The 26,754-nt window shown below is 43.3% G+C and carries 21 protein-coding genes; 18 read left to right on the top strand and 3 right to left on the bottom strand.

The window, feature by feature from the left end; all coding sequences use genetic code 11:
- Positions 1-144: 144 nt before the first annotated feature.
- On the bottom strand, positions 145-1,260 hold the full coding sequence (locus tag GWI56_RS13630) for a tyrosine-type recombinase/integrase (RefSeq protein WP_198573184.1): 1,116 nt from the start codon (positions 1,258-1,260) through the stop codon (positions 145-147).
- Positions 1,261-1,850: 590 nt separating this feature from the next.
- On the opposite strand from GWI56_RS13630, the gene GWI56_RS13635 reads away from it, so the two are divergent.
- The 4 genes from GWI56_RS13635 (at position 1,851) to GWI56_RS13650 (ending at position 5,489) form a co-directional block, all read left to right on the top strand.
- Positions 1,851-2,378 (top strand): hypothetical protein, encoded by a 528-nt coding sequence (locus tag GWI56_RS13635; protein ID WP_198573185.1) that lies wholly within the window; start codon positions 1,851-1,853, stop codon positions 2,376-2,378.
- A 168-nt stretch (positions 2,379-2,546) separates the two neighbouring features.
- Entirely contained in the window at positions 2,547-2,885 is a 339-nt protein-coding gene (locus GWI56_RS13640) for a hypothetical protein (RefSeq protein WP_105252539.1), read from the top strand.
- Positions 2,886-3,232: 347 nt separating this feature from the next.
- A complete protein-coding gene (locus GWI56_RS13645; protein ID WP_198573186.1) occupies positions 3,233-5,221 on the top strand; it encodes a RecQ family ATP-dependent DNA helicase in 1,989 nt (662 codons plus the stop codon).
- Positions 5,214-5,489: a hypothetical protein gene (locus tag GWI56_RS13650; RefSeq protein ID WP_028759892.1), complete on the top strand. Its 276-nt coding sequence runs from the start codon at positions 5,214-5,216 to the stop codon at positions 5,487-5,489. Before GWI56_RS13645 ends, GWI56_RS13650 begins: the two co-directional genes overlap by 8 nt.
- A gap of 86 nt (positions 5,490-5,575) precedes the next feature.
- Here the strand turns inward: GWI56_RS13650 and eco are convergent, their stop codons facing one another.
- A complete protein-coding gene (eco, locus tag GWI56_RS13655; protein WP_198573187.1) occupies positions 5,576-6,127 on the bottom strand; it encodes a serine protease inhibitor ecotin in 552 nt (183 codons plus the stop codon).
- 647 nt (positions 6,128-6,774) lie between these two features.
- On the opposite strand from eco, the gene GWI56_RS13660 reads away from it, so the two are divergent.
- The 5 genes from GWI56_RS13660 (at position 6,775) to GWI56_RS13680 (ending at position 13,935) form a co-directional block, all read left to right on the top strand.
- Positions 6,775-8,025 carry a cation diffusion facilitator family transporter gene (locus GWI56_RS13660; protein ID WP_198573188.1) on the top strand — a complete coding sequence of 417 codons (1,251 nt, stop codon included), beginning with the start codon at positions 6,775-6,777 and terminating at the stop codon, positions 8,023-8,025.
- A complete protein-coding gene (locus tag GWI56_RS13665; RefSeq protein WP_198573189.1) occupies positions 8,026-8,520 on the top strand; it encodes a MarR family transcriptional regulator in 495 nt (164 codons plus the stop codon).
- Positions 8,521-8,730: 210 nt separating this feature from the next.
- The gene (locus tag GWI56_RS13670) at positions 8,731-10,824 is read left to right on the top strand and encodes a prolyl oligopeptidase family serine peptidase (RefSeq protein WP_198573190.1); all 2,094 of its coding nucleotides are present in this window, start codon (positions 8,731-8,733) and stop codon (positions 10,822-10,824) included.
- A 268-nt stretch (positions 10,825-11,092) separates the two neighbouring features.
- The gene (locus GWI56_RS13675) at positions 11,093-12,718 is read left to right on the top strand and encodes a phosphoethanolamine--lipid A transferase (protein WP_198573191.1); all 1,626 of its coding nucleotides are present in this window, start codon (positions 11,093-11,095) and stop codon (positions 12,716-12,718) included.
- Positions 12,719-12,906: 188 nt separating this feature from the next.
- The gene (locus tag GWI56_RS13680; RefSeq protein WP_028759897.1) at positions 12,907-13,935 is read left to right on the top strand and encodes a GGDEF domain-containing protein; all 1,029 of its coding nucleotides are present in this window, start codon (positions 12,907-12,909) and stop codon (positions 13,933-13,935) included.
- 132 nt (positions 13,936-14,067) lie between these two features.
- Here the strand turns inward: GWI56_RS13680 and GWI56_RS13685 are convergent, their stop codons facing one another.
- Positions 14,068-16,773: an acetate--CoA ligase family protein gene (locus GWI56_RS13685; protein WP_198573192.1), complete on the bottom strand. Its 2,706-nt coding sequence runs from the start codon at positions 16,771-16,773 to the stop codon at positions 14,068-14,070.
- A 276-nt stretch (positions 16,774-17,049) separates the two neighbouring features.
- Between GWI56_RS13685 and GWI56_RS13690 the strand changes: the two genes are divergently transcribed.
- Genes GWI56_RS13690 through cheD form a run of 9 tightly spaced genes read left to right on the top strand, consistent with a single transcriptional unit; the run spans position 17,050 to position 26,752 of the window.
- On the top strand, positions 17,050-18,192 hold the full coding sequence (locus GWI56_RS13690) for a methyl-accepting chemotaxis protein (RefSeq protein WP_198573193.1): 1,143 nt from the start codon (positions 17,050-17,052) through the stop codon (positions 18,190-18,192).
- 14 nt (positions 18,193-18,206) lie between these two features.
- Positions 18,207-18,491, top strand: a complete 285-nt coding sequence (locus GWI56_RS13695) for an STAS domain-containing protein (RefSeq protein ID WP_198573194.1) — start codon at positions 18,207-18,209, stop codon at positions 18,489-18,491.
- Positions 18,492-18,499: 8 nt separating this feature from the next.
- A complete protein-coding gene (locus GWI56_RS13700; RefSeq protein ID WP_198573195.1) occupies positions 18,500-20,233 on the top strand; it encodes a SpoIIE family protein phosphatase in 1,734 nt (577 codons plus the stop codon).
- Positions 20,234-20,236: 3 nt separating this feature from the next.
- Positions 20,237-20,602 carry a response regulator gene (locus GWI56_RS13705; protein ID WP_028759902.1) on the top strand — a complete coding sequence of 122 codons (366 nt, stop codon included), beginning with the start codon at positions 20,237-20,239 and terminating at the stop codon, positions 20,600-20,602.
- A 17-nt stretch (positions 20,603-20,619) separates the two neighbouring features.
- Positions 20,620-22,773 (top strand): chemotaxis protein CheA, encoded by a 2,154-nt coding sequence (locus GWI56_RS13710; protein WP_198573196.1) that lies wholly within the window; start codon positions 20,620-20,622, stop codon positions 22,771-22,773.
- A 10-nt stretch (positions 22,774-22,783) separates the two neighbouring features.
- Entirely contained in the window at positions 22,784-23,296 is a 513-nt protein-coding gene (locus GWI56_RS13715; RefSeq protein WP_049821692.1) for a chemotaxis protein CheW, read from the top strand.
- Positions 23,297-23,301: 5 nt separating this feature from the next.
- Positions 23,302-25,299, top strand: coding sequence for a methyl-accepting chemotaxis protein (locus GWI56_RS13720; RefSeq protein ID WP_198573197.1), 1,998 nt, complete (start codon positions 23,302-23,304; stop codon positions 25,297-25,299).
- Positions 25,300-26,145, top strand: a complete 846-nt coding sequence (locus tag GWI56_RS13725) for a CheR family methyltransferase (RefSeq protein ID WP_028759906.1) — start codon at positions 25,300-25,302, stop codon at positions 26,143-26,145.
- Positions 26,132-26,752, top strand: a complete 621-nt coding sequence (gene cheD / locus GWI56_RS13730; RefSeq protein ID WP_105252529.1) for a chemoreceptor glutamine deamidase CheD — start codon at positions 26,132-26,134, stop codon at positions 26,750-26,752. The genes GWI56_RS13725 and cheD overlap by 14 nt, the downstream gene beginning before the upstream one ends.
- Positions 26,753-26,754 lie beyond the last annotated feature (2 nt).

Below are 26,754 nucleotides of genomic sequence, written 5' to 3' on the forward strand. Positions count from 1 at the left end.
TAAATTATTTAAATATAAATTACTGAATATCATTTTTATTCATAATCATGATAAATTTATTTTAACGTTATAATTTCTATTTAATTTTTGATAAAAGACTAACTGATCCTTATCGAGTCATGATCTAGTTTAGTCTCTTGGGTTTTAGTCTCTTGGTTTTAAATAATGGCGAAGTGAGCGCGGATCGGTATGGCCAGTTCTGGCCATAATGTATAAATGATCTTTATCATTTTCATGGAGTTGAGTGACACAACCACTACGCAGACTGTGGGCACCATAAAATTTTGCAGGTAGGCCCGCTTTTGTGCAATATTTTTTAATGATGCGATAAATATCGTCTCCCGTGAGAAAACCACTATTTTTATGTAAACTTGAATTAGCTTCAGAGTGATGTTCTACTATTTGATAAGGGCGTAAATATTTCCCATCACGGGAAAGCGATCTAAATAAATGTCCATCCTCTATATTGGCTAGTGATAACCAATTTTTTACCGCGTTGAGTGCTGCAAAAGGTTCATGATCCGGTAGGTCTTTCCATTCCCGTTGACCTTGCTGATTACTCTTCGAATAAGGTAGGCGAACTTTTAGCTTATTGCGTAAAAAACTGACATATTGAACTTTTATATCTGCAAGTTCAGAACGGCGAAATCCACCTTGTAATCCTAACTGAATAATGGCTTTGTCTCTTGCTCGGGTTAATGGCTGCACTTGTTCATCGATAGCTTGAATGAGCATTTCCACTTCATTATACATAATCGGTTGTTGATCATAATCACTCACATGGCGAGATTGATTTCTGCTTAAACCGCGCATCACTCTGATCACCAGAGGGTGCTCGGTAGGTGAGTGGAATCCCGCTTGAATATGGTGGTAGCGAATCGCCGCGAGTCGAGTCGTTAATGTCTGTTTAGAAAGTTGTACTCCAGTACTCTCTTGGATCAATTCTTTCTGATGACCAATAAATGAAATCACGCTACGGGGATCTGCGGGAAGGGCCTGCAGTTGGTGTTCGGCACAATAACGGCTAAATAGACTAAAGCTCGTATTATAAACACGGCGGGTGTTGGCTGAAATTTCATATTCAGTTTCTTCGGCAGCACTTAAATAATCACTTCGAACAGATTGTGGCAGGAAAGTCTCTTCAAAAAAACGTAGCTGTTCAGCACGGTTATTATTGTGATGATCTGATCCAGTCACTCTTTCATTCGATACATTGGTGTTATTTTGAGCGTTATTATTTGTCCGGATCATTTTAGACATGCCGTTGAAGTCACCTGATATCGAATTAAGAAGGCGTAATTATACGCAAATCACGCCTACATCTACCAGTGATAATCGTCATTATCACTGGTAGAGTGCTTATTTGTTCAAATAAACTTCTGTTATCGGAATAGGGCGCATTAAATAGCATTTAGTTGGTTTTTTTAGTTTAAAAAATAGCCAAGATAAAGCCATTTGGACAATGGCGATTAAGTATGCGGATATAGAATTAAAAGCAAAAATAGTATGAAATTTGTACTTTCTATATGCGGTGGTTTCGAACTTGGTTAGCCAAAGAATCACAACTTTAAAGAATGGTTTAACCATTTTATTGACTTTGTTGAATGGAATGCCGCTAAACTAGGCTTATCTATTGGCTGAAATTTAAGCTAATAAGTACAACAGCTTATTAGGTATTTGACCTGATACGAGTTGAGTTATTCTTCCTAAAGTAAAAGGGAAGCACAAGGAATCGATATCACACACAAAAAATGGTTGAACCATATATTAATACTTATCGATTTGTACTAGCATAAGGACCGATTTATTTCATCTGCATTAGACGCATGCTTAACTAAAGAAACGTATTTATGGAACCGCAAGCTTGGATATATCAACAAGACAAACCGACAGCAGGAAGAAAATTATTATTGCTTGAGGAAGCAGAATTAATTTTTGCCTTACCCTTAATTTATCGCCTTATCAATCCTGAAGCTGTGGTATCTAAACCAGATTGGTTTTGTGACGCTGAGTTACAAACGGTTTCCTATACTAAGTTGGTAACACAACTAAATGAATTAGTCCGATTACGCAAAAAGGCACAGCGGATCGACAACGAGCTTACTAATGTAAACAAAATGCTCAATCAGTATTTTACGGATTTTGGCTGGCGTATGGTTCGCAAAGAATTATCTCAAATAAAAAAACGGCAAAAAAAGTCTCATATTGAGCTGAGCAGGGATATTATTTTGAGGTTAAAACGTTATATGGAAACTCAAAAGTTAGACAGTTTTGACCAAGCCATTGATACCCTATTGTCAGAGCATAATGAAAATATTTCGCTTAATATTTTACAACATACTGATGAGGATGTTGTAGACGACATTATTGATGAATAGAACAAAATAACCGCGGATCTATGTTTTGAAGAATATGATTTTAAAGTTGTTCTATTGCCTAAAATGGATTATCTAATAAGGGTAAGTTAGCCGTGACTTATCTGTGCAGACACGTAAAATTACTGTTAAGATCTTATGTTTACGACTAGATAACGCGGGGCATTAGAGATGAGTTTAAGTATTGCAAACGATAGGAAAATTGCGGTTTTATGCCGAATTGAACCTGGCTGTCTCGGACCTGATGGCGTAGATCATATTGAGGCTTTTTGTGCTTTAGCCCAGAAAGCGATGCAACATTTTGACGTCGATGTCGGCACTTGGGTATTGATCCCAAGATATGATAAAACCTTAGAAGAGATGCAATATAGTCTTGCAAATAAGCTGCTTTCGCGTGAGCAGGCAACTAAATATTTAGTCTCTATAGGGCGTGACATTGATGGTTTTGAAGAAAGATTTCAGGACAAACTGACGTCGCTGATCAATCTATATCTTGCTAGAAAACCTTAAATGCTCAATTTATCGGAGATGTATTTTTTGCTGAGATTCATCTGACGTCTTGTTTTTTTATAGGAGATATCGGATCGAATTTTTACAAATCGGTTTTATTTTCATATTTAATTGCTGACTAAAAAATTAAATTAATTATATATTAATCATAGTCTTGCAACAAAATTCGCACCTATAATTACGCTGCTGATGAGCAGTTAAGTTGGCTTGAAAACTCAGTTGTTGCTAATTAACTCCGTAAAGTACGTCAAAATTTGCTAGACTAGTCGACTCACTTAATGCTGAATCTTTTTCTTGCGGTATGCCCGAATTTTGTGGGTGGTAAGGATAAGTGTAAAGGACGGTTGATGTTCAATCCCATTCCGGAAACCAATCCATACGTTAGTTTGTTGCAGCAGGATTTCGGTTTTTCTGAATTTCGCCCTGGTCAAGCGCAAACGATAACACAACTTTTAGCAGGGAAGTCGAGTTTAGCGATTTTCCCGACAGGTTCTGGTAAATCCCTTTGTTATCAATTTACAGCATTGCAGTTACCCCATTTGAGTTTAGTGATTTCGCCTTTACTCGCCTTGATGAAAGATCAGCTGGAATTTTTACAATCTAAGGGAATTCATGCGGCCAGCATAGATTCAACCTTAAGCGCCGAGCAGAGTCAGCAAGTGATGACAGATGCGCGCTCTGGCAAATTGAAAATTTTAATGGTCTCGGTGGAACGTTTCAAAAATGAACGCTTTAGGCAGTTTATTCAATCGGTTCCGCTGTCTATGTTGGTCGTCGATGAGGCGCATTGTATTTCAGAATGGGGCCACAATTTTCGGCCTGATTATCTTAAATTACCCGATTATCGGCGCGAGCTTGAGATCCCGCTGGTACTGTTACTGACGGCCACCGCGACACGTAAAGTGAAACTGGATATGGCCAAGCGCTTCGATATCGCGCCCGAACACATAGTACAAACGGGATTTTATCGACCCAATTTAGATTTGACTGTTCTGCCCGTGTCGACGCAAGAGAAAAATGCCTTACTGGTTAACCAGATAACATCATTCTCAGGTGCTGGTATTGTGTATGTGACGTTACAGCAAACCGCCGAAACAGTCGCACGACTCTTGAGCCAACAAGGCATAGTCGCCAGTGCCTATCATGCTGGATTTGAAGATGAAAAACGTCAACAAATTCAAAATGATTTTATGCAGGATAAGCTGCAAGTGGTTGTTGCTACCATCGCCTTTGGTATGGGAATAGATAAGAGCAATATCCGTTTTGTGATCCACTATGATTTGCCTAAATCCATTGAAAACTACAGTCAAGAAATCGGCAGAGCAGGGCGTGATGGTGCGTTATCCCATTGTGTGACTTTAGCCAATCTTGACGGACTCAATACCGTTGAAAATTTTGTGTATGGCGATACGCCTGAGCGAGAAGGTATAGCGCAAGTCATTGAAGCTATTCGACTTGAACAAGATTCTGGTCAGTGGGAATGTCAGCTTAATGGCGTGTCGACGGCGAGCAATATTCGCCAGTTGCCGTTAAAAACGTTACTTGTGCAGCTAGAAATTCTAGGTGTGGTTAAGCCGTTATTTGCTTACTACGCCGATGTTAATTACAAATTTTTAATGGATAAACATGTCATTCTGAGCCGCTTTAATCCAGAGCGGCAGGCCTTTTTGACGCAAATTTTTAATCATACGCAGATGAAGAAAATATGGGGCGCGTTAGATTTTGATGCCTTGTACAGTGCGACGGGCCATGAACGCAGTCGTGTGTTGGCCGCGCTGGAATATTTAGCTGAACATCAGTTGATTGAATTAGAAACCAAACGAATTACCGATGTGTATCGGGTGGATGTTGCCACATTAGCGCGTCCGGAACTCATCGATGAGCTGTACTATTATTTTATTGATAAAGAGCAGAAAGAAATTGCGCGAATAGCGCAGTTAGTCCGTTTTTTTGAACTTGAGACGTGCTTAAGCCACAATTTATCCCGTTATTTTGATGATAATGAGACGCCGGCTGTCTGCGGTCATTGTAGTGTCTGCCGTGGTCATTTCGCTAAGTTGAGTTATTCGACGGAACCGACTTGGCCGACAGATCAGCAGATATTGGCTGATTTGCATGAGTTGAAGCATCATTTAACGGCCAAAGGCATAGATGCTTTATCACTTGATACCTATTGTCGTTGCCTTGCTGGTATGTCAGTTCCTTTGGTGAGTCGTTTTCAAGTGCGTAAGTTGAGTGGTTTCGGCCGCTGTGAAAAATTGAGATATGCTGAAATTAAACAGAAAGTTGAGTCACTGTTGTCGCAACTAGATGATAAAAGAGTTGAACATGAATAAGGCCGTAAAAAAGATGTTAGCCACCCATGAACATTTGGTTCACTCTGAAGGTGTGACTGTGGTTTCGCATATGCAAAGGGAAAAGGCAGAGTGGATACAACATACTGTTATGATTGAAGATTGTGACGTACCGTTTAAATTTAGACGGGTCAAAAAGTATCGTAATCTGCAAGGGCAAAAGATCAATGTCATCTATTACCCAGAGACAGAAACTGTGGCAGGTTTTGAAATAGAAATTATGCAAGTCGTTAGAATAAAACGATTCTAGTTAATGCGCTTCGAGTCTTTGCTTTTATCAATCAGCAAAGACTCGAAGCGCATTTGATTGATGACGCAAGAGTTAAATTCGGCTATTTACTTGGAATATTGATAGGTTGAATCTACTTTCCAAGTTCTGAAACGCAGTTCAGCGCCTTCTGGTAGATAAAACACCTTAGGCAAGCGACTGTCATAGCGCATTTTTAGTTCACCCGGAATACGTACAAAAGCTTCTTTCTTCGCCAATTCGAAACAGGCCATCATAGTGCTTGGGCCTTCAGCGATTTCATCCACTTGATAGTAGTTATAACCCCAACCTTGCACTGTCAGTTCCTTCAATTCCCCGTTTAATCCATGCTTATTGCAATCAACCATTTGAGTCTGACCAATTTGGATTTCGACCATGTAGTCATCTTCGTTTTCTAATTTAGGTAAACTTAAAATGTGCTGCACCATACCTGCTGCCGGAGCAGGGAACATCTTAGTGGCTTCCTGTGCGCTGTAATCTTTTGGATCGAAACGTTGAATACTGATCATAGGCGCATTTAACCCTGTTGGATGTGGTGGGCTCACCGCCGCGGCATTGAATGACAATACTGCAAATGCAAGGGGAACAGCGCTAACGCTAAATAAGGTCTTCAATTTCATTTTGTTTCTCCTAATCGAACTGAATTGATGTCGATAAATTTGTCTGTGTTCTGCTCCCTATAAACGCAGCAGAGGTAAAAAAGGGTTAAATTATTCAATAAAAAATCTAGTTTTACTCAAATAATTTTTATCAATCTGAATAATAAGGGTTAATTACACTTTCCAATGATTTATTTTGTTAAGTTCGCAGCTATTTCAATTCTTTGCTGTGGCTGTTTTATGACTAATATCATGCGAAAAATATATGAAATAGCCTAGATAAAAACCTTAAAACTTGGATTTCAACTTGCACTGAAAAGCCACCGCTGTGTCTGTCTATAACTGCGTAAGGCTGTAATAAAGCCAATCTAACTCAGCTATGTGAGCTGTTTTTACTCATAAATCAAGCGCTAATCCATTAAACCTTGCCTGATATCCTTTGCCTAGTCTAGCTGCCTATCTTAATTCACATATCAGTGTCTCGACTGATGGCAGGTGCGCAGATGCGCAGATGCATTATGGTATTCAAATACACGTTTAAAAGTTTGAAAACAGTATATCTTGATAAATAGTTAATTTGATCTTCATATATTTTGATTTTCAAACTATAATTCAAGCGACAAGTTTTTTACCATTAATAGCGATAGAAATGGAGCAGGGGCCATACAATGAAATCAATGACAGCCGAGCAAGCGACAGGGCATCAAGCTACTACGGGAAGAAGCCAAGGGCACTCACTCGCCCAGTGGCAGCACGCCCATGAGTTTTCGAGTCAGAACCGCGATGGCGAGAAGAACACTCGCTATGTACTGTATTTAACCGTGATCACTATGGTGGCTGAAATTGCTGCCGGAACCATCTACGGTTCTATGGCACTGCTCGCCGACGGTTGGCACATGGGAACCCATGCCGCGGCCTTTATGATCACGTTATTCGCCTATTCCTATGCCCGTAAACACGCTAACGATCCTGCATTTGCTTTCGGTACTGGCAAAGTGAGTGTGCTTGGCGGTTATACCAGCGCAATAGCGCTAGGACTTGTGGCACTGGTGATGTTGATTGAATCGGGAATGCGACTGATTAACCCTGAGCAAATCCATTTTAACGAAGCCATATTTGTGGCTGTCATAGGTTTGAGCGTTAATGTGCTGAGTGTATTTTTACTCAAAGATCACCATACCCACGACCATGGGCATCACCACGGGCACGCTCATGGTCATAGTCACGATCATGGACATCAAGATGATCATGAAGATGAGCATGCTCATCACAGCTGCGAAGCACACTCCTCCCATGACGATCACGTCCATACGGCTCATTCACATGGTGCGGGTCCACATACACATGATGACTCACATGCACATGTTGAAAGTCATCAAGATCATAGCCATTGCCATCATAAACAGGAGCACCATGCTGCTGAGCATGAGCATGAGCATGAGCATGAGAGTCAGAAGGCACACGGTGGTCATGATCACAATCTACGCGCCGCTTATTTTCACGTATTAGCCGATGCGTTAACGTCAGTGCTCGCCATTGCGGCCTTGTTGTTTGGTAAATACATGGGACTGACTTGGCTCGATCCGGTTATGGGTATCGTGGGTGCTGTGATTATTAGCCGTTGGTCATGGGGCCTCATTCAGCAAACGAGTCCTATCTTACTGGACGGTGGTGTTAAAGCGTCATTACAGCGTAAAGTTATGGAAACTCTTGAGGCCGTACCGGATCATCAAGTGGCCGATTTACATCTTTGGCGAGTGAGTGCCGATCACCATGCTATTATGGTGTCTATCGTGTCCCATTCACCGAAAGATGTCAGTTATTTTAATCAGTTACTATCACAATTTCCTGAATTGGCCCATATCACTATTGAACTCCATACTTGCCGTCAGCGCGAGTGTATGGCTAAGGAAGCCTAAATGACTGTTAAACATCATCATTCATCAAACCTGAATTCAAGTGAGCCGCATTTGCCTACTGCTCATTCAACGGCCGCACATTCAACAGATCATGCATTAAATCATGTGATTATTGAATTTTACGAAAAGCTGTCGTCTTGGGAACACGCCATTGTGCGTGACAAAGGTTTTAGCCTATCGCAGGTGCACACCATTGAGTTACTCGGCGTGCACGGCGCTATGAGAATGAAAGAACTGGCAGATAAAATTGGTGTCACAACAGGCACACTAACGGTTCAAATCGACAAAATGGTAGAAGCTGAGTGGGTTGTACGTCGTCCCCATGAAAGCGATCGTCGTTCGATTCTGGTGGAGTTAACCGAAAAGGGCCAAACTTTGTTCCTCGAACATGATGCATTACATCTACAACTCACTACAGATCTCACCGCTAAAATGAGCAGTGAGGAACGAATCGTACTGCTCAATTTGTTGTCTCGTATGAATAACGAGTTTTAATTTACCCTATTTCATCCACTAAAAAGCGTCCCTCGTGGACGCTTTTTTATAGCATGACATCTTTAAAAACGCGATTCATTCTAGATTAATCATCACTATTACAGTACCTTACCTTTTGTTACATTCTTGTTGGATTAATAGTTGAACTGGATATTAATTAAGGTAATGTAAGGGCAGATCTCAAGATGGACTTTGTTTAAAAGGAATAGAATGAATAATAAATTACTGCCTTGGTGCATTGCAGGAGTGCTCGGTATGAGCGGTCAACTTCACGCAGAAGAAGATAAATATATTTGGTTAGAAGATGTTGAAGGCGCAAAGCCGATGGAATGGGTGAAAACCCAAAATGCTGCATCTGCCGCTGAAATTAAAGCGTTTAAAGGTTTTGATACCTTAGTGGCGAACAGTCTCGCCATCTTGAACGATAAAGAACGCATTCCCTACGCGACCCACATTGGCGACAAGTTATACAACTTTTGGAAGGATGATACCCATGTGCGCGGTATTTACCGCCGCACTACCATGGAAGAATATGCTAAACCCGATCCCAAATGGGAAACCGTGCTTGATATCGATGCCCTAGGTAAAGCTGAATCCGTCAATTGGGTATTTAAGGATATTAGCTGTCAGTATCCCGAAAATGAGCGCTGTTTTGTCTCACTTTCCCGCGGCGGTGCCGATGCGGTGGAAGTGCGAGAATTTAATTTAAATACTAAATCCTTTGTTGCCACCAAAGATAAGCCATTCTTTTTGAAAGAAGCCAAATCAAGTCTGAGCTGGATAGATAAAGACCACGCCTTTGTCGGTACTGATTTTGGTGATGGTCAAAGCATGACTGACTCAGGTTATCCACGGGAGGTGAAACTCTGGCAACGTGGTACAGCACTCGAGCAAGCAAAACCGATTTTCACTGGTGACAAAACCTCTGTCGCTGTATCAGGCTGGGTTTTATTCGATAATAAAACGCCGCTGAGTTTAGTCACCGAGGCACATACTTTTTATACCGCCAGCCAATATGTCTATCAAGATGGCAAACTTATAGGGTTGCCATTACCTCAAGATGCTGAGATTAAAGGTTATTTTAAAGGTAAGTTATTTATTGAGTTAAAGAGCGATTTAACAAATAAAGACGGTAACTTTAAGCAAGGCGCGGTCGTGTATGCCGATGTGGCGGATCTTATCGCCCAAAAAGCCAAATTCAGTTTATTTGTGAGCCCGACTCAGACCGCATCGATAGCGCAGCTTAGTTTTAGTCAGAGTGCGATTTTCGTTAATTGGCTCGATAACGTGAAAAGCAAATTAGTACGGTATGAGCAAGACGAAAAGGGCGCTTGGCAAAGCACCCAAGTCCCATTCGAAGCGAATGGCGCCCTGACGGTAATGGACGTTGAGCAAGACAGTGATGATTTTTTCGTGAATTACACCAGTTTTCTTGAGCCTTCAAGCCTCTATACGGTTAATGCAAAAACCTTAAATCCGAAGAAAATTAAAGGTATGCCGCAACAGTTTGCTGCGGATAAGTTTAAAACTGAGCAATACTTTGCGACGTCTAAAGATGGCACTAAAGTACCGTACTTTGTGGTGATGGCTAAGGATCTTAAGTTAGATGGCACTAATCCTACGCTACTTTATGGCTATGGTGGGTTTGAAGTCTCACTGCGTCCATCCTATTCGGCCACCATTGGTAAGAACTGGTTAGAGCAGGGCGGCGTATATGTGTTATCTAACATTCGTGGCGGTGGCGAATATGGCCCAGCTTGGCATCAAGCGGCGTTAAAGCAAAATCGACATAAAGCCTATGAGGATTTCGAGGCGATAGCGGAAGATTTGATTGCCCGTAAAATCACGTCAAGTAAACATTTAGGCATCCAAGGTGGCAGTAACGGCGGCCTGTTAATGGGGGCGGCATTTACCCGCAGACCGGATCTGTACAACGCTGTCGTGTGCCAAGTACCTCTGCTTGACATGTTTAGATTCAATAAGTTACTCGCCGGTGCCAGCTGGATGGGCGAATACGGTAATCCGGATATTCCTGAGGAATGGGCTTACATTAAAACGTACTCTCCGTACCATAATCTGCATAAAGACGTGCATTATCCAAAGGTCTTTTTCACCACATCGACCCGTGATGACAGGGTTCACCCAGGTCACGCCCGTAAGATGGTTGCTAAGATGAAAGACATGGGAATTGATGTTTTGTACTACGAAAATATTGAAGGTGGCCACGCCGGCGCTGCAGATAATAATCAAGCCGCGGAACTTAATTCAATGGCGTTTGCCTACTTATTACAGCAATTAAGATAATTACCGCTGGGTTAGCATGAATTGTTAACTCTTCACTGGTAAAACCGAGCAAGACCCTAATAGGTTGGGGAGCAGAAAACGGTCGAACTTATTGAGGTTCGGCCGTTTTTTTAAGTTTATTATTTAATGTTAACAATACCCACAGATAATTTGAGCCATTGCCGAGAGCTTGCTACTATTGCGAAAAAATTTCACTGTCAAAGGCTAAGACTACCTTAAGAATACTAAGTTATTCTCGACAAACAACTAATTTGAGTGAGAGCTATCAGTGTTAGCAAGATTTAAGACTCTATCGGTGAATCGATTCACTTTTATCACAGCGTTATTTTACGTCTGTATTTTCAATATCCCATTGTTTGGCATCATTAAGAAAGGCATTGAAAAACAACCTGATGTCGATCCTATCTTCATCGCTACTGTGCCGTTGTTTTTAACCTTTGCACTCAGTTTTATATTTTCCTTATTTACGGTGAAGTATCTCGTTAAACCGTTTTTCATCTTACTCACCTTGTTATCATCGAGTGTGTTCTTCGCTGCCTACCAATACAATGTCGTTTTCGATTACGGCATGATAGAAAACACTTTTCAAACCAATCATGCCGAAGCGTTCATGTATGTGAATTTTGCTTCGATAATGAATATGTTACTGACGGGAATTTTACCCGCGTACCTTATCTATAAAGCGGATATTCAGTACAAACCTTTCCTAAAAGAACTACTGCATAAAGTGCTTTTTATGCTAGCGATGTTGGCAGGACTGGGCATTATTGCTTTCTTCTATTTTCAAGATTACGCGGCCTTTGGCCGTAACAACGACGAGCTAAAACGTTACATCGTGCCGACATATTTTATTGGTGCTGTGTCTAAGTACATCAATGTGCAGTACTTGCAAACGCCAATGGAATATCAGCAACTTGGCCTTGATGCAAAAAATGTCAGTGCCAACTCAAATGGTAAACCGAATTTATTAGTCCTCGTCGTGGGGGAAACCGCGCGTTCAATGAGTTATCAGTATTATGGCTACGACAAGCCAACCAACGCCCATACCCAAGACCAAGGATTAATAGTCTTTAAAGATACCCATTCATGTGGCACGGCAACCGCGGTATCTTTGCCTTGCATGTTTTCTCGCATGGGACGGGAAGATTACGATTCACGCCGTGCCTATGCTCAAGACACCGCCGTTGATGTGTTGGATCATGGTGGTATTAAAGTGCAGTGGTTTGACAATGATTCTGGCTGTAAAGGGGTGTGTGACCAAGTTGAAAACATAACCATTGATTTGAACAGTGATCCTAAGTTGTGCACTGGCCAATATTGTTTTGATCAAGTGTTACTGAACAAATTAGATGAAGCCTTAGCCAACGCAGAACGCAAAGATACTGTGATTGTATTGCATGTTATTGGTAGTCATGGCCCGACTTATTTCTTACGTTATCCGGCAGAACACCGTAAGTTCACACCGGATTGTCAGCGCAGTGATATACAAAACTGCAGTGAAGATGAGCTGATGAACACCTATGACAATAGTATTTTGTACACTGACTATATTATTAGCGAAGTGGTTAAAAAGTTAGAAAACCAACAAGATAAATTTGATCCAGCCATGTTGTATCTGAGCGATCATGGCGAGTCTTTAGGCGAAAAAGGCATGTATTTACATGGCGCACCTTACAGTATCGCACCGATTGAGCAGACGAGCATTCCTATGCTTGCTTGGGTGTCAAAAGATTTTAGCCAAGATAATCAATTGGATATGGATTGTTTGGCTGAGCATGCGGCTAAAGGTGGTTTCTCCCATGACAATTTATTCGATAGTCTATTGGGACTAATGAATATCAAAACTGCGGTATATCAGCCTGAATTAGATATCTTTGCTCGCTGCCGCGGTTAATTGTGGACTTAATTGTCGCGAGGTTTTGCTCGTTCTAGTTGGTTCAAGACCATGATGAGGAAGAGGATGGCAACATCCTCTTTTCTTTTGCTCCCTGTCATAATAATTGATTTCTCCCATATCCAAATTGAATCAGTTGAGTTAACTTAATATATACAAAAACATAACAAATCTATGGTTCGCGATTTATGTCTTCTACTGCAGAAAATAAAGAACTTGATTCTGCCGCGCAAATTTTGCGTTTGGCCGTGCCGCAAATGTCTGCCCTCGATATTCCTGTTACTCCTGAAAATTACACTGTTTGGTATGAATATTTTGCAGGTACAAATCTCGATTTAAATCGCGCGATTGATGGTTTTTTGGCGAATTCGGTCTCTTTTACCAAGGAAGTTAATACCAGTCTTTATAAAACCTTTATCCAAGAACAGTCACCAGAAGTGATTGAAAATGTTCAGATTGAAACACAAATCTTGATCAATAGCCTGTTGAATAAAATCAGCCAGTTGAGTCAAGGAACCGCGGCATTTTCTGGCTCATTAGCCGAGTTTGGTTTGCGATTACAGACTAATCCCGATATCAATACCTTGAACGAGCTGGTTGATGGTGTGGTCGATGAGATGCAGATGCTACTTATCAACAACCGTGAGATGGAGCAAAGTCTGTGTACCATGGGTCAAGAAGTACAAAATCTTAAGTCGGAAATGGAAAATCTTAGCCTCGCGGCTATGACAGACCAATTAACGTCTCTGCATAATCGCCGCGCCTATGAATTGAGTATTCAGGATCAAATCTACCGTTCACAAGATCACCAGACCCGCTGTAGTCTCTTACTGATTGATATCGATAATTTTAAAGCCTTTAACGACACCTATGGTCATTTAACGGGTGATAAAGTATTGGCCTATGTCGCATTAGCCTTAAAGCAATGTGTGCGTGGGGATGACTTTGTTGCGCGTTATGGCGGCGAAGAATTTGTGGTGGTGCTACCTAACACCCATTTTCACGACGCATTGCAAGTGGCTGAAAATCTGCGTGAACGTATTTCTGAGCGGCGCTTAACGGTAGGGAAAGACAAAAAACTTTCCCTTGGCGCGATTACTGTCTCGATTGGGATGGCCTCATTGCAACAGGGGGATGATGCTGAAACGCTGTTTAGTCGCGCCGATAAAGCACTGTACCAAGCTAAGTCCGAAGGTCGTAACTGTGTTAGAGGCTGAGAATGTGGGGGCGAGTGTCGATGTTTCAAGGCGTTAAGTATTAGCTAGGTCGTTATTTCGCTAAATAATCATTTACTTAGGATAAAAAAACGCCGCAATGATTTGCGGCGTTTTTGTTCGTCTGGGTAGGTGCTATTGATCACTGGGCGGTTTTAAATCCATGTGCATTTTGATCAAATGCTCCTCCATATCGAAGGTCACTTTAAAACCGAGACTCTTGGCAAGACTGGCCATATTGCGATTCTCAAACATGGTAAAGCCAGTGAGCACGGGCGTGTCGTTGGCCTGATAATATTTGATTAGTTTTTCGAGTAACAACTTACCTAACCCTATACCTTGATGATCGCCACGCACCGCCATGGCAAACTCGGCCTCGGTATTATCAGGGTCAATAGATGCACGCACGGCACCTAAGGTGATGTCATCGCCATCGGGTCCCTTAGCTGTGGCGATAAAGGCCATCTCACGGGCGTAATCGATTTGAGTTAATACCGCCATTTCTTCATGGGTCATTTTCGAGCGCACCCCAAAATAGCGTTTGTATCTGTCTTCATCGGATAGCGAATTATCGAAGGCCAAATGTTTAGGTTCATCTTCGGGCAAAATCGGCCTTAGCATTACCTTAAGGCCATTTTTTAGCTCGGCGAATTCTTCTAATTCCTTCGGATAGGGCATGATGGCCATCCGCGATGAACTGTCGGCATTGGCATCATGCAAACGGATATTCACATCGAGCAGAGTGATGTTTTCACCCGCGGCCAGTACTGGGTTTAAATCTAACGAGGCGATTTCAGGGCAATCGATAATAATATGGGATATTTGCGTTAACATCACGCACAGGGCATTCATGTCTAAACCGAGCGGTAAATGCCTGTCTTTCAACTTATGGGTTTTTAACGCTTGGATCACCATATACCGCGCCAGTGCCATATTCAGTGGCGGCAAGGCAACGGCGGCGTCATTGGTGGGATCCCACTCTGAACCGCCTTCACCCAAACAAATTGCTGGACCAAAGACAGGATCGCTGATCACAGCAACACGGATTTCCTGTGCGCCAGCGGTCAACGCCATCTTTTGCACTATCATGCCTTCGATAATGGCTTCGGGATTGGCTTGATGCACCCTTTGGGTAATGGCACTCGCGGCGTGGCGGATATCTTCGGCCGAGGTTAGATTGAGCATCACTCCGTGCACATCGGACTTATGCAAGATATTCGGAGACTGCACTTTTAACGCTAAGGGATAGCCCGCTTCATTAGCGATGGCGACCGCTTCATCGGCATCTTTCACAAACCAAGTGTCTATCGTGTTCAGTCCATAGGCGCGCAAAATAGGACTCGCCTCGTGGGTTTCGAGTACCGATTTACCTTTCGCTTGAGCCGCTTGCAGTAATGTGCGCGCCGTGTGGCTATCGGTAGGAATATTGTCGGGGATCGATTGCGGTACTTCTTGCAGTAGTTTTTGGTTGCGGCGGTATTCAACCATGTGCATAAAAGCACCCACGGCGCCTTCGGGCGTACGATAGGTGGATATGCCGCCCTTAGTGAAGCGTTTTCGCGCCTGATAGGCTGAGTCTTCGCCGCTCCAGTTGGTTAAAATATTAAGGCGATTCTTTTTCGGATGCGCGTGGATCACGCTAATCAAGGCATCGGCGATTTCAACGCTTTCACCGAGCGCCGAAGGCGAGTGCAGTACCAAAATGGCATCCAGCTCATTGGAATCCATCAAGATAGTCAAGGCTTTAGCATATCGTGACGCGTTCGCATCACCAATGATATCGATGGGATTTTGCCTTGACCAAGTATTAGGTAACACGGCCTCTAATTTGGCTATGGTGTCATCTGACAATTCTGCCAATTTACCGCCGCGCATAATGAGTTCATCCACCGCTAATACTGCGGGGCCGCCACCGTTACTGATAATCCCTAAGCGTTCCCCTTGCAGCGGATTGGAATGCGCAAGGCTTTCAACCGCGGCAAACAGTTCAATTAAGTCGTTAACCCGTAGCATACCCGCACGGCGAAATGCGGCTTCATACACGGCATCGTTACCGCCAACGCCGCCCGTATGTAATTTTGCAGCGCGGGCCCCTTCGGCGCTGCGACCAGATTTAATCACCAGAATCGGTTTATTGCGTGAGGCGGCTCGGGCAGCGGAGAGAAAATGGCGTTTCTCATTCACAGAATCGATATAAAGCATGATGGCACTGGTGCGACTGTCGCGACCAAGGTAATCGAGCAATTCGTCAAAGTTAATGTCGGTGGCATCGCCCAGAGAGATAAAGGACGAAAAGCCAATACCTTTGTTATTCGCCCAATCGAGTACCGTTGTACAAATGGCGGCGGATTGAGACACGAAGGCAATTTTACCCGGTAGGGCGCTGGCGTGGGCTAAGCTGGCGTTTAATCCCAATGGGGGTAATAGCATACCTAAGCTATTTGGCCCCAGAATACGCATCCCGTAACGCTTGGCATTTTGCATGGTTAGGTCGAGCAGACTCACGCCATCTTCGTTAAATTCCTGCGCCATGCCCGACGCCATAATTATCGCCACTTTACAGCCAAATTGCGCCAGGGTTTCAACGATGGCGGGCACACGGCAAGCGCGGGTACAGATAACGGCTAAATCGGGTTTGATGGGTAACGCTTCAATATTGGGATAGGCGAGCACGCCCATCACAGCCCGATATTTAGGGGTGACTGGCATGATAGGCCCCGAAAAACCGCTGGAGAGCAGGTTTTTCATCAGCACATTACCCGCGCGTTTCTCAGTATTCGAAGCGCCGATAATGGCAACGGAAGTCGGTTTAAATAAGGAGTGTAATGTACGTTGACTCATAAGCGATTCCATCCCAATCAATGACGCTTCCAGTGTAACCTAGGGTATGAGGACTGCACAGTTAAGTTTAGGGTTCTATAAAGGTAAGTTTATTAGCAAATCATGAATTTACAGCGATTTACTGAAGATTTGCGCCCAATACTGAGGATTTCTAACGGGATAACTGCATTTTCCGCATTGCCACACGTAACAATGTGAAAAATTTCACTTTCATGTTTGAAAATTGCTCAGTACCAAACTACTTTTTAATCACTGTACAATTATTGTGAAATAGATATGACATTCAAGGATGGGGTCGTTGCAGTGAGTGCGGCAGGCATTGGATATCTGCTTAGCTTAATGACATTCTGGGCTATGGGGCCGATTATTTCCGTGTTGATTATGTTGCTGTGGCAATCTTTTCAGCACAAGCAAATACAATCAGTTCAACAGCATGATGATAAGTCCTCAAACAACCAACTTGCCGCCGATTGGCAAGCTCACGTCAGTCTATATCAAGAAACGATCACCACACTCAACAGTTGTGAATCTAACATTGACAGCGTACTTGCGGTGCAGGGCGATGCGGTCAATCTGCTGGGAGAATCGTTTGATGGCTTAGGGCGATTAATGACCGAGCAAACAGGGTTCATTTCCGCTCTTGTTCAAAGCACTGACGATGCTGAGTTATTCCATTCAGACCAAATGAAACAATTTGCCAACAATACCTCAATGACGTTAGAGCGCTTTATTCAATCCACCATAGAAATGTCGGCATCAACTATGGAGTTGTTGGAAAAAGTGAATCTCATCTACGAGTCTATGCCTCAAGCAATGAAAGCCTTGCAAGACATAGATCAAATCTCGTCCCAGACTAATTTGCTCGCTTTAAATGCGGCAATTGAAGCGGCGCGGGCGGGTGATGCGGGTAGAGGCTTTGCCGTTGTGGCAGATGAAGTGCGCGCTTTATCCACTCGTAGCGCAGGTTTTAGTGAAAGCATACAAAAACAGCTTAAATCAATTCAAATTCAGATTGAGCAATTAACCGTACACGTGAGTAAAGTCGCCGCTCAAGATATGACTTATATTATTGATGCCAAAAAGGATATAGATACTGCACTAAGGCAGATTATCGTTAAAGCAGAGAAGGATTCTCAAGTGATTGAACGTATCGATTCATCGGCACATGAACTAGAACAAGCCATCTCGGATACTATTCGGGGATTGCAGTTCAGTGATATTACTTCCCAAAGCCTGATTTACACAAATCAGTCCCTAAACCATTTAAAAGAATCGCTCAATCGCGTCACCACTATGTCACAACAGGAGTTTGGCATTAAGGGTGATGACATCACAATACAAATGAGTCGCAGACGTCAGGATACTCATAATCCCGTTTCAAGGGATCAAATTACCTGTGGTGAAATTGAACTCTTTTAATTAGGGATAACAAAATGTCAAATATTAAAGTTATTTCATTGCCAGAGCGCTTTGACTTTTATTACCACAAGAAATTCACCAGTGATTATCAAGATATTTTAACGCTTCCAGAGGTTAACCATATTATTTTAGATTTTGGTCGAGTGCTTTACCTTGATAGTTCTGCTTTAGGCATGATGGTATTGCTGCATCGTAAGGCGCAGGAGTTACATATTTCTACGTCTGTAAAAGCTGCACATGGTCAGGCGAATGAAATCCTTAGTATTGCCAATATGCAGAAAATATACATCATAGAGTAACACTCATTATGGTATCGCTTACTCAGCCGGAACATTTTATTTTAGTTATCGATGATGACGCTATTGCGAGTCAAAGGATCAGTGACTTTATTCATAGCAAAGGTTACAACGTCATTGTCTGTAGTGATCTAGAAGAAGGTTTATTTGAAATAACGCAAAATACGGTTGATTTAATTCTGATTAACTATTGGTTAAAGGATGGTACCGCACTGGCGTTACTGGATAAGTTGAATAAGGACAAAAAAGAAACACCTGTTATAGTCATGAGCGAGACAAAAGAAAATCAATCCGTATTAGCCTGTTTTAGAATGGGGGTTTTGGATTTTGTTGTTAAACCGATAAATGTTGAAATATTTTGGTACAAGGTTGAATGTTTACTTACCCGAGTGCAACTTCAGCATAAAGTAGAACATCAAAGAATTGAACTCGAAAAAATGCTTTATGAAAAGGCCCGAGAAGAACACATGGCCCGGCATTTATTTGAGCACTTAGTCAATATTGATAATACTGACTTTGATTTTGTACATACTTACTGCCAAGCCAGTGCCAATTTTAGCGGTGATATTATCCTCAATGGCATAGCGCCTAATGGCAATTTCTTCTTAATTCTCGCCGATTCAACGGGTCATGGCCTGAGTGCAGCCATGCCCATCATGCGTGTTGCCAGTACATTTAGGGCCATGGTTTCAAAGGGATTTTCTTTAGTTACGTTTATTTATGAACTGAATGCTAAGCTCCACCGAGAAAACCCTGAAGACAGATTTGTTGCCTGTATTATTTTAGAAGCCGATTTTAATCGTAATAAATTACACATTTGGAATGGTGGTATGCCCCCCGTGTATATTCAAACGGGTGGAATTGACTGTTTAACAAACCACAATATTAAAGAAACTGACCATTCTCGTTCAGTCAGTAATCAATCCATCGATAAATTTAAATCGACAAATATGGCCCTTGGTATTTTACCTCCGCATACTTTTATAGCGGATATTGTTACGGTTGATTTACCATCCCATGGGCATGCTTGCCTTTTTAGTGATGGTTTAATAGAGCAATATACCCATGACGGCAATCCATTTGGCATTGATAAATTAAAAGATCTATTTATTCATTTGTCAGGTGGTCTAGTCAAATATTTAGAGAACAATATGCATGAGTACTGTTCTGCTGAAAATATTGCCGATGACATCACTATTTGTACCTTAGATTTTGAACGATTAAACACTTGGCATCAAGATCGTGATGTTAGTCGTATTAAAGCCATTATGGATGGAGAGTTCTGCTGGGATGTCAGTATTGCAGGGCCTATGTTACTCAGCGCTGATTATTTAAGTTCATTGAATCAGTTCCTCAGTATATTGGGATTTGCGACCAATTTCTGTCAACGGGTTTTTACTGTTGTCGCAGAGTTATTTAGCAACGCTATTGATCATGGTGTACTAAAATTAGATTCTCGACTAAAAAATGATCCAGAAGGCTTCGAACTGTACCATAGTATTAGGGACAGTTTTGCAGATAGGCTCACGGAAAATGATTGGGTAAAAGTGAGCATCATCTGGCGTTCATCGCAGGATGAATTACATATTAGCGTGGCTGACAGTGGCAAAGGCTTTGAGGGTGATGAAAATTTGATGGCGGACATTCCTCAGTTGTCTGGGCGCGGTCTCTTACTGGTGAAAACATTATCTAAGACCTACGAATTAGTACCGCCAGGGAATATAACTAAAGTCATAATGGAATAGCGCATGAGTAAAAGAATATTAATTGTTGATGATTCCGCAGCGATTCGACAAATGGTCGAAGCGACCCTTAAATCGGCTAATTATCAAGTGGTACTGGCCAAAGATGGTCGAGAAGCCCTTGATATCTGTAATGGGCAAAGATTTGACTTCATTCTGACAGACCAAAACATGCCTCGAATGGATGGGCTGACCTTAATTAAATCCTTACGTGCTATGTCGGCATTTATGCGTACGCCGATCATTATGCTCACCACGGAAGCGGGCGATGATATGAAAGCCCAAGGGAAAGCCGCGGGTGCGACGGGATGGATGGTAAAACCCTTTGATCCTCAAAAGTTGTTGGCTATTACGGCTAAAGTGCTGGGTTAACTGCAACGGGGTGCGCTATGTCCATCAATATGGCCGAGTTCCATCAGGTCTTTTTTGAAGAAAGTCATGAACATCTTGAAAATATGGAACAATTGCTATTGGCATTGGACCTTGCTTCTCCCGATCCTGAAGAACTGAACACCATTTTCCGTGCTGCACATTCTATAAAAGGCGGCAGTGGTATTTTTGGTTTTACCGCATTAACCAGTGTCACCCATGTGATGGAAAACCTGCTGGATAAAACGCGTAAGGGTAACTTCCAATTAACGTCATCTATTATCGATTTACTGCTGAGTACTGTGGACACGTTATCCCATATCTTGAGCTTGTACCGCGAAGAAGAGCAGATTGATTGGCAGGAGGTCGAATACAGTAAAAGTCAGTTGGTTGCGGCGTTAAATGGTGAGCCTTTTAGTTCATCAGTTGCGATACGTAATGGTACAGACGCCGCTAGCACTCCCATCATAAATGCAACACCCACCGAACCAGTGGAGGCAGAAGATCTGGGTTTTGGATTTTTTGAAGATGAAATAGCACGTGATATTGCCATCGAAGGTGAAGACTTTGGATTTTTTGATGAGGCTTATCAAGCGGAAGACATCAGCGCTGACAGTGTGGCAAATAATAAAGAGCGTACTGCTGAGCTGTGTGATGTGACAATTGACGATGATGAGTTAGGCTTTGGTTTTTTTGAAGCATTAACGCCAGAATCCTTCGCCAATGAAATCGAGTTATTAAGTTCAAAACCGCTAGTGCAGAAGGTTTATAAGCCAGCGACCACTCGAGCACATCAAGCCCAGGAAACTGGAAGTAGCCAATCCAAAAACACCCTATTTAAAGCCAAAGCGACTGAGCCCACCGTACCTGATTCAACCGTGCCCACGAGTCCTTCTGTGAAAGCAAGCTCGCCTGCAATACTGAGTTCAAATGCAACATCAAACTCATCCGTTGCCCCAAAGCCCAATACCACAGAGGTGAAAACCGCGACTAAAAAATCAGCCACGCCAGCCCAAGATGCCACCTTAAGGGTCGAAACCTCCAAAATAGATACCCTGGTTAATCTCGCGGGCGAGCTGGTGATCACTCAGTCTATGTTGACCCTCATTGGTAACGAGATGACGGGCGATTTAGGTGAGCGACTCAAGACCGCACTCAATGAATTGGAACGTAATACCCGTGAGATGCAAGAAGCTGTGATGTCGGTACGTATGCTGCCGGTATCTTTTGTGTTTAACCGTTTCAATCGTTTGGTGAGGGATCTTTCTGAGCAACTGGGTAAAAACGTCAATCTCGTGATTGAAGGTGGCAACACAGAAATTGACAAGGGAATGATTGAAAAGCTCGTCGATCCGCTGACCCACTTAGTGCGCAATAGTTTAGATCACGGTATCGAAAAACCTGAAAAACGGCTCGCAGCGGGTAAATCCGAAGTAGGTGTGTTATCCCTTAAAGCCAGTCAAAGGGGCGGCAATATCGTTATCGCTGTGCACGATAACGGCGCAGGCTTAAATCGTGAACGCATTATTCAAAAGGCGCGGGAAAACGGTTTGCAAGTGGCTGATAACAGTAGCGACAAGCAAGTTTGGCAATTGATTTTTGCCGCAGGATTTTCAACTGCGGAGGAAGTCACAGATGTGTCTGGCCGTGGTGTCGGTATGGATGTGGTGCGCCGTAATATTGAAGCCTTAGGTGGACGCATTGATATTGAGTCCACTGAGGGCCAAGGCTCAACCTTTGAAATCCAGTTGCCACTCACGCTCGCCATTGTCGATGGTATGACGGTTTCTGTGGGAAATCAGATCTACATTTTGCCCTTAGTGCACATCATAGAATCTATTCAGCCGCAAACGGAACAACTTAAATTTCTCGCCAAAGAAAGACTCTTAAAAGTACGTGAAGAGTACTTACCTCTGCTCAATCTTTATCAGCTGATGGAAATTGAGCCCAATGCCCGCTGCCCAGAAGAGGGCATAGTCGTATTGCTCGAAAGCAACCACAAGCGCTTTGGCCTGTGCGTTGATGCCTTAGTTGGCCAGCAGCAAGTGGTGATTAAAAGTCTTGAAAAACATTATCGCAGGATCCCCGGAGTTTCCGGCGCCACCATCATGGGCGATGGTAGCGTCGCGTTGATCCTCGATGTCGAATCGCTCGCTCTGCACATTAAAAATTAAGGAAATAGCCATGGAGAGTCGATCAACTATGACCGCCAAAGTGGAATACAACGCCCATGATGAGGTGGAGTTTTTAAGCTTTATGTTAGGCGAAGAGCACTACGCCCTTGACATTATGTCCGTCAAAGAAATTCGCGGTTATGAGTCGGTCACTAAAATCGCCAACGCCCCCAGTTTTATAAAAGGCGTGATTAATTTGCGCGGTGACATAGTGCCCATAGTGGATTTGCGGATGAAATTTGCTGTTGGAACCGCCACTTATAACGAGTTCACTATCGTTATTATGCTCAACGTGTTTGAACGTATAGTCGGCATAGTGGTCGATGCCGTCTCCGATGTGATTAAGCTGTCGGCGGAGGAAATCTTACCCGCCCCAGAATTTGGGGTGGCGTTCGATAGCCGCTACCTCAAAGGCTTAGCCACGGTCGAGGATAAGATGATCATTTTAGTAAATATTCAGGCTCTGATCAGCAGTGATGAGCTGGGTCTAATTGATGCAAATAGTCTGACTGATCAGGAGTAACAATAATGAGTATTTTCAATTTTTTTGGCAATGATGAGGCGCGTGAGCAAAGGGATGAAGAGCGTCAGCGCTATTTTCAGCTACTTGATAACAGTGGCAACAGCTTTATGATCGCTGACAGTCAGCGCAATATTATTTATGCGAATAAAGCCGTCGTCCGTTTACTGCAAGAGGCAGAGGACGATATTCGTAAAGAGTTACCTCAGTTCTCGGTTGCCAAACTGATCGGCAGTAATATCGACATTTTCCATAAAAATCCTGCACATCAGCGCAATTTATTAGAACGTCTAACCCAATCCCATACCGCGCAAATCACCATAGGCAAACGTACCTTTAGGTTGATTCTGACGCCGATTATCACCGCTGAAAATAAGCATTTAGGCACAGGTGTTGAGTGGATAGACCGCACCGAAAGTATCGAAGCCGAGCGAGCAACCCAGCGCATCCTCGAAGCGCTCAATAATACCAGTACCAACGTCATGATAGCCGATGCTAACCGTACGATCATTTATATGAATCGCTCGGTCGAAACTATGTTGCGCCATTCTGAAAGTGAGATCAGACAAGCCTTACCGCATTTTTCCGTGGATAAAATCCTCGGCAGCTCTATGGATATCTTCCACCGCAATCCTGCCCACCAAGCAAGTTTACTCGATAAATTAGACCGTAAATATGAATCGCTTATTAAGGTGGCCAGTTGCCACTTTCGTTTAACCGCTAGCCCCATAGTGTCTAAAGAAGGTGAGCGCTTAGGGACTGTGGTTGAATGGCTCGACCGCACCATTGAAGTCCAAACTGAGCAGGAAATTTCCCGCATAGTCACAGCCGCAGCGGCAGGTGATTTCTCCCAAAGGGCGGAAACAGATGGCAAGCAAGGTTTCTTTTTAATGCTGGCGAACAATTTAAACTCGTTAATTGAAACCTCGGAACGTGGATTGCAAGATGTGGCGCGTGTGCTGATGGCGCTAGCGGATGGCGATTTGACCACTCGCATTTATAACGATTATGAAGGCACCTTTGATGATTTGAAAAATTACTCAAATCAAACTGCTGAAAAGTTATCCTTCATGATCCAAGATATTCAACGAGCTGCGGATACCATCAATACCGCTTCGGCAGAAATAGCCCAAGGTAACGCAGATTTATCCAGCCGCACCGAAGAGCAAGCTTCGAGCCTAGAGCAAACCTCGGCCAGCATGGAGGAACTCACAGGTACAGTGAAACTCAATGCGGATAACGCCAGTCAAGCCAATGCCTTAGCCTCTAAAGCGGCTGAAGTCGCAGTGGATGGCGGTGAGCTTATCCAGCAAGTCGTCCAGACCATGGCATCGATTAATGAATCGGCGCGTAAGATTGCCGACATTATTGGTGTTATCGATGGCATTGCTTTCCAAACCAATATCTTAGCGCTCAATGCTGCGGTTGAAGCGGCGCGGGCGGGCGAACAAGGCCGCGGCTTTGCTGTAGTCGCATCAGAAGTGCGCAGCTTAGCCCAACGCTCGGCCAATGCCGCTAAAGATATCAAGGCATTGATATCGGATTCCGTGTCTAAAATCGAGAGTGGCAACAGCCTTGTCGGTAAGTCCGGCGATACCATGAAGGAAATTGTCATCGCCATTAAACGGGTGAACGACATCATGGCGGAAATTGCCTCAGCCTCTAATGAGCAGGCCATCGGTATCGATGAGATCAGCAAAGCCGTAGTGCAAATGGATGAAATGACGCAACAAAATGCGGCATTGGTTGAAGAAGCGGCCGCTGCAGCGGAAAGCATGCAATCCCAAGCGCAGCAACTCTCAGACAGTGTTGCCAGTTTTCGCGTGGACGACGAAGATGAAGCCCCAAGACGCAGCAACGCGAGATTAGCGGCGCCCAAAGCGAAGGCGATGAAACCCATCAAACAGCAGCTTCAACCTATGGTAAGAGCCAGAGTGACAGAGAAACCTAAAACCAATGCGATGAAGCCCATTAAGCAAGATCAAGATGAATGGGAAGAATTTTAATTGAGTGAAAACAAACCATTGGAACGAGAGTTTGCCTATACCTCGGTGCACTTTAATACCGCGAGGACGACGCTGTACCGCTTAGCAGGGATCAAACTCGCCGATAGCAAGGATGCTATGGTGTATAGCCGTTTAGTGCGGCGGATCAGAACATTGAAATTAGCCGGATTTTCGGCTTATTTTGAGTATCTGTTAAGCCATGAAAACGAACACCAAGAATTTATCAATGCGTTAACCACTAATCAAACAGCATTTTTTCGGGAGCCACATCACTTTGAGGTGTTAAAACAGTATTTAATCGATAACCCAGATACCCGCAGGATCTGGTGTGCTGCCAGTAGCACAGGGGAAGAACCTTACTCGATTGCGATTGTCGTCGCTGAACATTTCAACAGTTTTAAAACGCCTATCGAGATCATTGCTTCCGATATCGACAGCGGCGTGCTTAAAAAGGCTGAAATGGGCATTTATCCCTTAGATCGTATTGATACTGTCAGCGATATCCGTAAGAAACGTTTTTTTCACCGTGGAAGGGGTTCACAGTTGGGTAATGTGCGCGTTGTGCCCGAATTAAAGCAGATGCTCAAGTTTACCCGCATCAATTTACTCGATTCTTTTTGGCCGCTAAAAACACCAATCGATGTGATTTTTTGCCGTAATGTAATGATTTATTTTGATAAAGAAACACAGGAAGTCATATTAAAACACATGATGAACTCCCTTAGTGAGGATGGGCTTTATATTGCGGGACATTCGGAAAATTTTAATATGTTCCCGCAAATCATCACTGCCGTTGGTCAAACAACCTATCGGCCAGTGAAGGGGCTCATGAGTGCTAAAACCTAATATCGAATATGCTATTGCAGAGCCGAATCGCTATCACGATCATCATTTTGGTTGCGATGCGGTAAAAATATTACCCGGCGAGTATTTTGCAACCCGTGAAGATACCATGATAGTGACAGTATTAGGCTCCTGCGTCTCAGTGTGCTTGTATGACCCTAAGCTCAAAATTGGTGGAATGAATCACTTTTTATTGCCAAGTGACAATAGTAATTGTACTGGGGTGCTCGCCGATTCAGCCCGTTACGGCGTGTATGCCATGGAGTTGTTAATCAACGACTTGCTCAAGCTTGGCGCACAGCGTAATTCACTCGAAGCTAAGGTGTTTGGGGGCGGTAATATGTTACGTAGTTTTACTGTGCACAACATTGGTGAGCGTAATGCTGAGTTTGTGATTGAATACCTCAATCTGGAAAATATCCCTATCGTTGCTGCCGATTTACTCGATGTGTATCCGCGCAAAGTGTATTTTTTCCCCCATTCGGGAAAAGTGAAAGTCCGTAAAATTAAATCCATGCATAACAGCACAATTCTTGACAGGGAAAGTGAGTACCGTTTACGGGTTCGTAATTTACCTTCGGGCGGCGACGTTGAACTATTTGGTGATTAAGT

The organism is Shewanella sp. DW31 (assembly GCF_015767295.1).
Lineage (GTDB): Bacteria > Pseudomonadota > Gammaproteobacteria > Enterobacterales > Shewanellaceae > Shewanella > Shewanella oncorhynchi.

What these genes read in the sequence shown, in the direction of transcription:
- GWI56_RS13665 (WP_198573189.1), top strand. Translation starts at nt 8,026, where the DNA reads ATGACTGTTAAACATCATCATTCATCAAACCTGAATTCAAGTGAGCCG.
- GWI56_RS13660 (WP_198573188.1), top strand. Translation starts at nt 6,775, where the DNA reads ATGAAATCAATGACAGCCGAGCAAGCGACAGGGCATCAAGCTACTACG.
- GWI56_RS13640 (WP_105252539.1), top strand. Translation starts at nt 2,547, where the DNA reads ATGAGTTTAAGTATTGCAAACGATAGGAAAATTGCGGTTTTATGCCGA.
- GWI56_RS13670 (WP_198573190.1), top strand. Translation starts at nt 8,731, where the DNA reads ATGAATAATAAATTACTGCCTTGGTGCATTGCAGGAGTGCTCGGTATG.
- GWI56_RS13695 (WP_198573194.1), top strand. Translation starts at nt 18,207, where the DNA reads ATGTCAAATATTAAAGTTATTTCATTGCCAGAGCGCTTTGACTTTTAT.
- GWI56_RS13700 (WP_198573195.1), top strand. Translation starts at nt 18,500, where the DNA reads ATGGTATCGCTTACTCAGCCGGAACATTTTATTTTAGTTATCGATGAT.
- eco (WP_198573187.1), bottom strand. Translation starts at nt 6,127, where the DNA reads ATGAAATTGAAGACCTTATTTAGCGTTAGCGCTGTTCCCCTTGCATTT.
- GWI56_RS13645 (WP_198573186.1), top strand. Translation starts at nt 3,233, where the DNA reads ATGTTCAATCCCATTCCGGAAACCAATCCATACGTTAGTTTGTTGCAG.
- GWI56_RS13685 (WP_198573192.1), bottom strand. Translation starts at nt 16,773, where the DNA reads ATGAGTCAACGTACATTACACTCCTTATTTAAACCGACTTCCGTTGCC.
- GWI56_RS13710 (WP_198573196.1), top strand. Translation starts at nt 20,620, where the DNA reads ATGTCCATCAATATGGCCGAGTTCCATCAGGTCTTTTTTGAAGAAAGT.
- GWI56_RS13715 (WP_049821692.1), top strand. Translation starts at nt 22,784, where the DNA reads ATGGAGAGTCGATCAACTATGACCGCCAAAGTGGAATACAACGCCCAT.
- GWI56_RS13630 (WP_198573184.1), bottom strand. Translation starts at nt 1,260, where the DNA reads ATGTCTAAAATGATCCGGACAAATAATAACGCTCAAAATAACACCAAT.
- GWI56_RS13635 (WP_198573185.1), top strand. Translation starts at nt 1,851, where the DNA reads ATGGAACCGCAAGCTTGGATATATCAACAAGACAAACCGACAGCAGGA.
- GWI56_RS13705 (WP_028759902.1), top strand. Translation starts at nt 20,237, where the DNA reads ATGAGTAAAAGAATATTAATTGTTGATGATTCCGCAGCGATTCGACAA.
- GWI56_RS13720 (WP_198573197.1), top strand. Translation starts at nt 23,302, where the DNA reads ATGAGTATTTTCAATTTTTTTGGCAATGATGAGGCGCGTGAGCAAAGG.
- GWI56_RS13690 (WP_198573193.1), top strand. Translation starts at nt 17,050, where the DNA reads ATGACATTCAAGGATGGGGTCGTTGCAGTGAGTGCGGCAGGCATTGGA.
- GWI56_RS13650 (WP_028759892.1), top strand. Translation starts at nt 5,214, where the DNA reads ATGAATAAGGCCGTAAAAAAGATGTTAGCCACCCATGAACATTTGGTT.
- GWI56_RS13680 (WP_028759897.1), top strand. Translation starts at nt 12,907, where the DNA reads ATGTCTTCTACTGCAGAAAATAAAGAACTTGATTCTGCCGCGCAAATT.